The sequence below is a fragment of the Ruegeria sp. YKSF131 genome, assembly GCF_059612645.1.
The window spans coordinates 1-8691 of sequence record NZ_JBXWQZ010000100.1; the positions used below are offsets into that span (position 1 = coordinate 1).

At 56.5% G+C, this 8691-nt stretch carries 10 protein-coding genes; 9 read left to right on the forward strand and 1 reads right to left on the reverse strand.

Annotated features, from left to right (window positions below):
• Nucleotides 1–263 precede the first annotated feature (263 nt).
• Entirely contained in the window at nt 264–1967 is a 1704-nt protein-coding gene (locus tag AC2FLZ_RS21120; protein WP_496882735.1) for an adenylate/guanylate cyclase domain-containing protein, read from the forward strand.
• Nucleotides 1968–2385: 418 nt separating this feature from the next.
• On the opposite strand, the gene AC2FLZ_RS21125 is transcribed toward AC2FLZ_RS21120, so the two are convergent.
• Nucleotides 2386–3042, reverse strand: coding sequence for a GntR family transcriptional regulator (locus AC2FLZ_RS21125; protein ID WP_496747805.1), 657 nt, complete (start codon nt 3040–3042; stop codon nt 2386–2388).
• A gap of 113 nt (nt 3043–3155) precedes the next feature.
• On the opposite strand from AC2FLZ_RS21125, the gene AC2FLZ_RS21130 reads away from it, so the two are divergent.
• From AC2FLZ_RS21130 to AC2FLZ_RS21165, 8 genes are all read left to right on the forward strand, one after another.
• Nucleotides 3156–3449, forward strand: coding sequence for a ribbon-helix-helix domain-containing protein (locus tag AC2FLZ_RS21130; RefSeq protein ID WP_496747807.1), 294 nt, complete (start codon nt 3156–3158; stop codon nt 3447–3449).
• 112 nt (nt 3450–3561) lie between these two features.
• Nucleotides 3562–3957, forward strand: coding sequence for a VOC family protein (locus AC2FLZ_RS21135; RefSeq protein WP_496747809.1), 396 nt, complete (start codon nt 3562–3564; stop codon nt 3955–3957).
• Nucleotides 3958–3977: 20 nt separating this feature from the next.
• The gene (locus tag AC2FLZ_RS21140; protein ID WP_496747811.1) at nt 3978–4502 is read left to right on the forward strand and encodes a Twin-arginine translocation pathway signal; all 525 of its coding nucleotides are present in this window, start codon (nt 3978–3980) and stop codon (nt 4500–4502) included.
• Between the two features lie 21 nt (nt 4503–4523).
• The gene (locus AC2FLZ_RS21145) at nt 4524–6095 is read left to right on the forward strand and encodes a GMC family oxidoreductase (RefSeq protein ID WP_496747813.1); all 1572 of its coding nucleotides are present in this window, start codon (nt 4524–4526) and stop codon (nt 6093–6095) included.
• A gap of 72 nt (nt 6096–6167) precedes the next feature.
• Entirely contained in the window at nt 6168–6980 is an 813-nt protein-coding gene (locus tag AC2FLZ_RS21150) for a class II aldolase/adducin family protein (RefSeq protein WP_496747814.1), read from the forward strand.
• 45 nt (nt 6981–7025) lie between these two features.
• Nucleotides 7026–7292, forward strand: coding sequence for a cupin domain-containing protein (locus AC2FLZ_RS21155; protein ID WP_496747816.1), 267 nt, complete (start codon nt 7026–7028; stop codon nt 7290–7292).
• A gap of 114 nt (nt 7293–7406) precedes the next feature.
• Nucleotides 7407–7556, forward strand: coding sequence for a hypothetical protein (locus AC2FLZ_RS21160; protein ID WP_496882736.1), 150 nt, complete (start codon nt 7407–7409; stop codon nt 7554–7556).
• Nucleotides 7557–7701: 145 nt separating this feature from the next.
• Nucleotides 7702–8544 (forward strand): cation efflux transmembrane domain-containing protein, encoded by an 843-nt coding sequence (locus AC2FLZ_RS21165; RefSeq protein ID WP_496882737.1) that lies wholly within the window; start codon nt 7702–7704, stop codon nt 8542–8544.
• Nucleotides 8545–8691 lie beyond the last annotated feature (147 nt).

Below are 8691 nucleotides of genomic sequence, written 5' to 3' on the forward strand. Positions count from 1 at the left end.
CGCTTCCTGCCTCGGTCCCATCATCGCCAATCCTCCCGCCCACTGGAAGAATTGAATCAGCAGTTCATGCATCGATCAAGGAAGAGTTTTTCAACAAAATAAGCCCAAAGCAGTCTGCGAGCATTTGGGCGCTTTGCGCGGAAATCAAACTTTCCGTTGCGGGATTTCCTTGAGATTCATCACAAGACGTTCTGCCGACAACTGTTTCACCGATAGATTTCCACACTACTTTTGGTTAGCGTCAGCTTTGAATAGGAGCGGAAATGGCGCGACGGCTAGCAGCAATATTAGTAGCAGACGTGGTCGGATATTCGCGTTTAATGAGCGAGGACGAAGCCGGCACTCTGGCAGCTTTGCGGGCGCATTGGACTGAAACTTTCGATCCTGTCGTCGCCGATAGGCGAGGACGCATAGTAAAAAAGATGGGCGACGGTGCGCTCGTCGAGTTTTCCAGTGTGGTAGATGCCGTCGACGCAGCTGTTAAGATACAACAGCGGAACACTGAGGCAAACGGCAAGATACGGCTTCGGATTGGGGTCAACCTTGGAGATGTCATTGCGGATCGCGAAGACATTTTTGGCGATGGCGTGAACGTAGCGGCCCGATTGGAAGCCTTGGCCGAGCCTGATGGAGTATGTGTTTCCTCACTGGTGAACGAGAGTGTAGGAAATAGAGTCGAAGCAAATTTTGTTGATGCAGGTGAACACGTTGTCAAAGGGCTAGAACACCCGATTAAGGTTTTTCGCTGGCCTGCGAAAGGAGCGGTCCCGGCAAAACAAGAAAAGCCATCCATCGCAATTCTGCCTTTCCAAAACATGTCAAGCGATCCAGAGGATGAGTATTTTTCCGAAGGTGTCGCGGATGACATAGCTACCGACTTATCCAAGATTTCGGGACTTGTTGTCATTGCACGCAACGCAACTCGGGAATACAAAAAACGCTCTCAATCTGTTGGCCAAGCCGCGCGTGAGCTTGGTGTTCGCTACGTTCTGGAAGGTACCGTGCGGCGGGGCAGCGGAAGAGTACGCTTGAATGCCAGTCTGACAGACACAGAAAGCTCGACCCAACTTTGGGCTGAACGTTTTGACGGAGATTTGGCAGAAGTTTTCGACTTTCAAGACCGTATTACCGAGAGCATTGTTGCCACATTGACCGTTACGCTTACCCGAGCGGAACAAGAGCGTGCATTTCGAAAAGAAGTCAAAAACTTGAAGGCATATGACTATGTCTTGCAAGGCAACGCTTTCCACGCTCGCACCACTAAAATAGACAACGCCAAAGCAATTGACCTCTATTCCCAGGCCGTTGCGTTGGACCCCGATTACGCGCCAGCACACGCGGGGCTCGCTTGGGCCTTAGTGCATGATGCCAATCAACGGTGGAGTTCTGAACCTAAGGCTTCACTTGATCTGGCTTTAAAGCACGCCAAACAAGCCGTGCGGTTAGATCCTGGCCTCGGAAAAGCGCATATGGTTCTCGGAGACGTGTACTGTTGGACAAAAAGGCACTCACTTGCGGTTGCAGAGGGACGAAAAGCCGTAGAGTTGGAACCCAGTAACGCCGATGCACATTTCGCGTTGGGTTACTATCTCATCACTTCCGGCGCCAGCGAAGACGCGGTTAATGAAGCGCAGCTCGCTTTGCGGTACAATCCAGTATTCGCCATGGGCTTCTACTACGAAGTGTTGGGTACAGCACTCTATCTTACTAAGAGCTACGATGCCGCTATTACAGCACTTGAAGAGGGGCTGGGAAAGTACCCGGACCATGACGGTTTGCACCAAATACTAGCAGCTACCTACGCGCAGCTGGATGATCTGAACGCCGCCCAAATGCATTCCGGAGAATATTTGAAGCTGCGACCGGAAGAGTCGCTGACGAAAATTTATGAAAGGATTCCCTATAAAAATAACAGTGATCTGGAGCACCTCATCGACGGTTTGCGTCTAGCTGGCGTTCCGGAATAACCTACGATTGTATCCAGCTAGTGCGCGACCGGTTTGTCCGCGACATGTAAATTCGGGTTTCAGATCTCGCTGCAGCACGCTTGAATGGCTGGTTTTCACTCCGCGCAGCGGCGCCGAACAAGATGCAGTCGCGGCGATTTTGCTGCTGCGAGCGCGCGCAGCGAGAAAATCCCAAGGTACAAGTTGGGCTCAAAGCGGACTTGCGGCGCTGCGGCGGTTCGCTATCCAACCCCGACCCAAAAGCGGTCATTATGAGATTTGAGACGATTTTGCCGTTGCATTAGCTTAGCCCCCTAGGCCGCCATTCGGAATTCCGAAGCTGTCGCTGGGACTATCATGGCTGACCGACTGCTCCGAGCCCGAAGCGGCCGGTCATACAGCATGATTTTTTCCAATCTAGTAGGCCATGCGCGAACGACTAACGCGCTGAAAGCAGAGCCGCCGTTTTTTCCTGAGCACGTTCTATATGCCGTCTCATTTCGTGCTCGGCACCTTCCACTTCGCCGCGCATCAACGCGGTAATGATCCTGTCATGTTCCTCCCAAGAGGTTTTCGACGCGACACCTCGGCGGAGCACAACACCCATCGACCGGCGGATGTGATTCCAGTTTGTTCTCATGGTGTCACGGATGGCTGGATTGCCAGCCCAGCCATAAATCATCTCATGGAACTCGTAGTCCAAGTTAATCTGCAAACTGACATCGTTCGAAGCGACGGCGGCCCAGCCACGCTTGAGCATATCCTGCGCTTGCTTGGCTGCATCGGACGGCTTGCGTTGATGGGCAAGGCGGATGGCAAAAGGTTCAATGGCAGTTCGGAGTTCGAAGATGGACAGGAATTGGTCGGCGCTGATCTGCGAGACAATGACGCCGCGACGACCCGTGTCCTCGACGAATCCGTTTGCCTTCAAAACTGAAATTGCGCTGTTGACGGGTTGCCGTGAAACCTTGAGGCGCGCTGCGATCTCGTCCTGATGAAGCCTTTGCCCGGGCTCGAATTCACCGGAACAAATAGCGTTGAGCAAAATGTCATGTGTCTGCTCTGTCAGAGTTTTCGCCGGCTTGATTGCATCCATGAACATACTCCAAATACGGCACGTAAATCACAAGCCTCCATACAATTCTAGACATGTTTCTGCACTTCGTATACGAAATACGAAAAATTTGTGGCTATGGAGGGAGGTCAGCCATGTGTGAAGTCTTCGCAGGACAAGACCCGGAAAGATATGGCAGCACCACGCGCCGTCTACGCCTGAACGGGCAAAGCACTTCGATTCGGTTGGAGAACGCATTCTGGGCAACCTTGGACGACATCGCGGCGCGCGACGGTGTGACAACCCCTGTTTTCATCTCCACACTGCACTCCGAGGTCTTGGAGCGCCGGGGAGAGCCTTCGAATTTCACATCGCTGTTGCGCTGCGCCTGTCTGAAGTTCATTGAAATCTCCCGTTCAGAGCCGGCCACCGCAATAGCAGCCGAATAAGACACATCCTGCACCCCCAAAAAAACCTCGCGGGTAGTAATCACATACTACCCGGCCCTACCGGTCCCTTCGCTATCCTGCAACTCGACGCTGAAGATTGCAGGAGGGCACCTTGGCCAGGCAGATACATTCAATGATCCGCGTCCTCGATGAGGATCGCTCCGTTCAATTCTACGACACGGCCTTTGGCTTGAAAGTCGCTGACAGGCTCGATTTTCCGACCTTCACACTGATCTATCTCAGCAACCCTGAAACCGAATTCGAGCTTGAGCTGACCGTAAACAAGGATCAGACCGAGCCCTACGATCTGGGCAATGGCTATGGCCATCTTGCCGTATCGGTCGACGACCTCGACGCCGAACACGCCCGCTTCGAAGCCGAAGGCCTGGCCCCTCGCAAACTCGTAGACTTCGCACCCGCCGGCGAGACCGTCGCGCGGTTCTTTTTCGTGGCCGATCCTGACGGATACCAAATCGAGGTGCTTCAGCGCGGTGGTCGGTTCAAGTGACATCAAAGGGAGGAACAAAGATGTCTGATACTGTCAGCCCTAAGGGGCTCACACGACGCCAGCTCTTGTCGCGGGCGACCGCGGCTGGCGCATCCTTCGTGGTCGGCGCCGGCTTTCTGGCCGCCGCGAACGGCGCATGGGCGATGCAAACCACGGCTCTGAAGCCCGAAACGATGGCAACGCTGGTGCAGATGGCCCGGGATATCTATCCGCACGATCAGGTCGCTGACGAGTATTACGTTCTGGCCGTGAAAGGCTATGACGCACCGGAGGCCGCAGAGGCGGTGGAGGCCGGTGTGGCTGCGCTGAATGCAGCCGCACAGGGTAAGGGGCATGCCAGTTACCTCGACGCCGGCTGGGAGCGCGACCGGGTCGACATCCTGCGCGGCATGGAGGACAGCGCGTTCTTTCAACAGGTGCGCGGCGGGCTGGTCACCGGCCTTTATAACCAAAAAGCGGTCTGGCCGATCTTTGGCTACGAGGGCGCGTCCTTCGAGTATGGCGGCTACATCGACCGCGGTTTCAACGACATCAATTGGCTTTGAGCCATAGGGGAGGACAGACTTATGGCTGCACCATTTGATCTGAACGACGACAATGTGGTCGTCATCATCGGCACCGGCGCAGGCGGCGGTGTTCTTGCAAACGAACTCGCGCAGAAGGGCGTGAGCGTGGTTTCGCTGGAGGCGGGCGGGCGGCACTACCCGGAGGACTTCATCAACGACGAATGGGAGAGCTTTGGCCAATTGGCGTGGCTGGACCCCCGGACAACGTCCGGTGACTGGCGTGTTGCGAAAGACTTTTCCGGCCTGCCAGCATGGATTGTTAAATCCGTGGGCGGGACCACCCAGCACTGGGCCGGGGCCTCGCTGCGCTTTCAGGACCATGAATGGAAGGCTGCGACGACCTACGGCAACGTGCAGGGCGCGAGCCTTCTCGACTGGCCAATCGACCCTGCCGAAATGGACCCGTGGTACACCAAGGCTGAAGACAAACTCGGCGTGACCCGCACCGGCGACCGTCCCGGCCTGCCGGGCAACAACAACTACAAAGTGTTCGAGAAAGGCGCCAAGGCGCTCGGTTACCAGAATGTGCATACCGGCCGCATGGCGATTAATTCGGACGACAAACGTGATCGTCTGATGTGTCAGCAAACCGGCTTTTGTTTCCAGGGCTGCAAATGGGGCGCGAAATGGTCGGCAGGCTATGTCGACATTCCCGAAGGCGAGGCCACCGGCAATCTCGAAGTCCGTTCCGAATGCCATGTTGCGCGCGTCCTGCACAACGAGGCGGGCAAGGTCACGGGCGTCGAGTATTTCGACAAGGATGGCAATCTGCACATGCAGAAGGCGCGCATCGTCTGCGTGGCGGGCAACTCCTTTGAAAGCCCGCGCTTGCTGCTCAACTCGGCCTCGTCGATGTTCCCGGACGGGCTTGCCAACAGTTCGGGTCAGGTCGGGCGCAACTACATGCGTCACATGACCGGTTCCGTCTATGGCGTCTTCGATAAGCCTGTGAAGATGTGGCGTGGCACCACGATGGCAGGCATCATTCAGGACGAGGCGCGGCACGATCCGTCCCGCGGCTTCGTGGGCGGTTACGAGCTTGAAACGCTCAGCCTCGGTCTTCCCTTCATGGCTGCCTTCCTCGATCCGGGTGCGTGGGGCCGCGAGTTCACTTCCGCGCTCGACCAGTATGAGAACATGGCCGGGATGTGGATCGTGGGCGAGGACATGCCGCAGGAAACCAACCGCGTCACGCTCAACCATGACGTCAAGGACCAATGGGGCCTGCCTGTCGCCAATGTGCATTTCGACGATCACCCCAATGACATCGCCATGCGCAACCATGCCTATAAGCAAGGTCAGGCGATCTACGAAGCGGTGGGAGCGACCCGGACCTTCCCGACGCCGCCCTATCCGTCGACCCACAACCTCGGCACAAACCGCATGTCGGAAAAGGCCCGGGACGGCGTCGTCAACAAATGGGGCCAGACCCATGATATCTCGAACCTGTTCGTCTCGGATGGCTCGCAGTTCACGACCGGCGCTGCGGAGAACCCGACGCTGACCATCGTGGCGCTGGCGATCCGGCAAGCGGATCACATTGCCCGCGAGATGAGCGCGCAAAATATCTGAGCCAAGGCACGGCGCCTCGGATCGTGGCGCTGTGCACCCTTACCCAACATCCCAACGGAAAGTCACATTGTCATGCTCGACCTTGGCAACCGCATCTCGATTTATCAGCCCGAACAGGACGGGTTGATCTTCCCCGAACTGCCCGAATTCGACGATTTCGAGGACGAGCGCCAGCACCGCAAGGAACGCCTCGTCTCAGCCTGTCGCGCCTTCGCGCAGCAAGGGTTCGATTATGGGTTCGCGGGCCATCTGACAGTGCGCGATCCCGAGCGTCCGGAGCTCTATTGGACCAACCCGATGTGCGTGCATTTCGACAAGGTGAAGATGTCGAACCTGATCCTCGTGGACCATGCGGGCACGGTGATCGAAGGCGATTACGCGGTGAACCGCGCAGGCTTCGTTCTGCACGCCAACGTCCATGAAGAACATCCCGACATCATCGCCATGTGCCATGCACATACCACCTATGGCACCGCCTGGTGTGCCACTGGTCGCCCGATCGATCCAATCACGCAGGATGCCTGTGCTTTCTACGAGGACCATGTGGTGATCGGCGATTCCGCCGGGGCTGTGGCGGTCGAGAACCATGCGGGCTCGGACGTGGCAAAGGCGTTCAAAGGTGTGAAGGCGGCGCTGCACCAGAACCACGGGCTGCTCACCGCCTCGCGGCACTCCATAGAAAGCGCTGCCTTCTGGTTCATCGCCCTCGAGCGCTGCTGCCAGCAGCAACTCGCCATTGCCGCAAGCGGCGTCGAACCGATCCGGGTGTCTGAGAAGGCCGCGCGCTACAGCCGCGAGCATGTGGGCAGCGAATATATCGGCTGGCTGCACTTCCAGACTATCTGGAACCAGTTGGTGGTCGACCAGCCGGACATGTTCGACTAATCCTCTTGGGCCAGAACATGTCCGCTGCAATTGAGGTCAAACCCCATGACACCCGAAGCATTTGAACAGACCTGCAGGAATGAGGGCTATGGCGCACCAAAACAGGTGCGCTTCGAGCCGCTTTCGCGCAGCGCGCCACATGTGCATGATCAAGTGTCTTTCGTCTATGTTCTGGAAGGTGAATTCATCCTCAACACAGCAGATGGCGCGCCGCGTTATCTTGCGGGCGAGACTTGTATTCTGGACAAGAATATCGAACATGCCGAAGAGGCGGGCAAAGACGGTGCGGTGATCATCGTCGCTCGGAAGTAGCTATTCAGTATGCGCTTCAGAGAGTCTGGCAAGCGCCCAGTCCCGCGGCAACATCCCGATTGCAAGTGTATTCGAGCAAGCAGCTATTCCCGCAATGTTCTACCGCGCGAGGATATGCCGGTTATCGTCGACATTTTAGACCATGAAATGAGCGAGTTCGATCCGGGCAACGGCGAGCCGATCCTGATGCCTACCAAGCTGATCGAGATCGCAAATTACCTTGAGTCACTGCAGGATCCCGCACCGACATCTCATCTTCCGTGAAGGAACATTTAGCTGAGCCGATGGGTACATAATCGATTTGGCCGAACAGGTGGTCACAAGTGACTGACAACCGTGGCCCGGCTGACATCTGACCGAAAGCATCTTGCTGGTTGGTCGCCAAATAAACCGGGTCTACTGTGCCATCATGACCGACACTCAACTCTCTGACGCTCTAACGTTTCGCTACCGTGTCTCAGGTATGGACTGCGCAAAGGATGCGGCGCAGATAGAACGCGCGGCACAGGCCGCCGGAATTGCGCCAGACGCGGTGAAGGTATCGGCAGCCACTCACGTCATGACCCTCAATGTACCTGAGGTGCGGCTGCCGGAGATCGAGAAAGCAGTTGCGACGACAGGTTACGAATTTGACCGCATCGAGGGCGACGATGATGCTCAGGCCGGCGCGGCGCATCAAGATCCGTCCTATCGTCGTGCTCTTTGGACCGTCGTCCTTCTGAATGTCGGCTACGGCGTGATGGAGATGGTTGGCGGCTTTCTGGCTGGGTCACAGGCCGTTAAGGCGGACGCGCTCGACTTTATCGGCGACGGCCTCATTACGTTTCTTGGTCTTCTAGCCATCGGTTGGACCGTTGCATGGCGGGCGCGATCGGCTCTGATCCAAGGCATTTTCCTTGGTATCCTCAGCCTCATTGTGCTTGCGACAACGCTATGGAGGATATTCACCCAGACCATGCCCGACGCGACCCTTATGGGCGTATTTGGGATCGTTGCTCTCGTGGTAAACGTGCTCGCTGTATTGCCACTGATGCGGTTCCGCAAAGGAGATGCAAACATGCGTGCCGTTTGGCTGTTTTCACGCAATGACGCTATTGGCAACGCTGCCGTAGTTGTGGCGGCTGGGCTTGTTGCGTGGCTCGGCAGCGCGTGGCCCGATCTGATCGTTGCCTTTGGGATTGCCGGACTATTCATGCATTCGTCTTGGTCGATCATCCGCGATGCGCAAGCCGATTTGAGAGGTCGCCGATAACCTCAAAAGACGAACAATGAATTTGCGTTGGCAGCGGGCAACTTCGTCCTGTGTGGATGGCGTCTGCTTTGCAAGGACAAAATGCTCTGATTGCGCGGCTGGTCAGTACAGTCCTGTGTCCGGCCTTTGATTGCGGCATTTGCTTGA